1 protein-coding gene is annotated in these 1,397 nt (G+C 54.5%); it reads right to left on the minus strand.

Going from position 1 to position 1,397, the window contains the following annotated elements; translation table 11 throughout:
• A partial coding sequence (locus KBW69_RS23350) for a hypothetical protein (protein ID WP_257282533.1) occupies positions 1 to 1,397 on the minus strand: 1,397 nt, incomplete at both ends.

Consider the following 1,397-nt stretch of genomic DNA (forward strand, 5'->3'; position numbering starts at 1 on the left):
GGTCACTGGGAGTGATGAGCTGGATTTCCGCGTTGTGATGAGTATCGAACCAGAGCTTCACCCGGTCTAACTTAGCCCAGTTTGCTTCGGCCAGTCCCAGCTTGTCAGGGAAGCAGGAATAGGGTGTATTGCGATACACTTCGGCCTCTCGTTGACAGCGCTCACGGTGTCGCGACCAGGCTGGGTTCTGCATGACCTTCGGGGGCGGATTATTGTGCATGGGTGACGGATCATGGGCACTGTTCATCCTCCACGGGGTCTGTCTTGGCGGCTTCACGTAGTATGTGAGCCACTGCGCCGGTGCATTGGCCATGCAGCGGGCAAGGAACGAGGCGTCGCACCTTTGCAGCTCCAGCGGCAGAAACCGGCTGGCAGCGGGTTGAACGGCGATTATTCCGCGCAGCGTTGGCGCCCTTAACGGCTTTTTGTCCAGGTCGCTGTTGAGGTATAACTGGTGAATCACTTTGAGATCCGGCACCGCCCCCCACTCAAACCGTGCGCTGGCATCCTGGACTATCACTCTATACGGGGTGTCCGGTGTCGGGACAGGAAACTGGAAACGGGTCTCACCCAGTGTCACGGTCCAGGTTTGTTCGGTCTGGTTCAGCTCGGATGAACAACGCTGAACCCGGCTGCCGCCCCCGGCAATGCAGTTATAGGACAGCTGCCCATTGTAGTTCAGCACCCAGGTAGAGGCCGTCTTCCCCCGGGGGTGAACGCGGATGAAGTGATTACCGTCAGATATCAGGAGGTGGGTGTTGCTGGCCCCTTCACGGCTATGCAGGTCGTACCTCAGCAGCTGGGAGAATTTGTCGATCTTGTGCAAGACGAAGATGTAATCTTTTTCATCAAGATCCACGCGAGTGCCTGAGACAATGTGCTCCAAGTCGTCCGTATGGGTGAATATCTGGCCAAGGTATTTATGGTCGTAGGAGATCTCGCACTTACGGTTTGAAAACCTGTCACACACTTTGTACTGGGTGTCTCTCACCCTTTTCTGGTACAAACGTTTTAATTTATCTCCCCCTACGGCGTTCAGAAGTTGTGCACCGGGAGAACGGCTTTCTGGCTTACTCGCCTTGAAGGACTGGCTAAATGGACTGTAGCGGAACCTGACTCTCCACTCGGGTGTGGCAGGCATCAAAATCATCTTTTTGTCGGTCATCTGCTCCGGGAGGTGAAACTTCCCATCTGAGCATTGGTACCTGGTTAAGCGCGACTCCGTCCGGCACAGTGTCCTCAGGGCATTTTTGATCAGGTTAAAAGGCTCCTGGTAGTAGTGGATCTGGTTGATATCGCTGGCGCATTTCTCGATGGGACCGTTAGGTACATATTTCTTATCCTTGCAATAGTCCCAGTCGCCTTTTTTTCCGGCGATCAGGAAGGGCTGGAATGAA

The organism is Endozoicomonas sp. ISHI1 (genome assembly GCF_024606225.1).
GTDB lineage: Bacteria > Pseudomonadota > Gammaproteobacteria > Pseudomonadales > Endozoicomonadaceae > Endozoicomonas_A.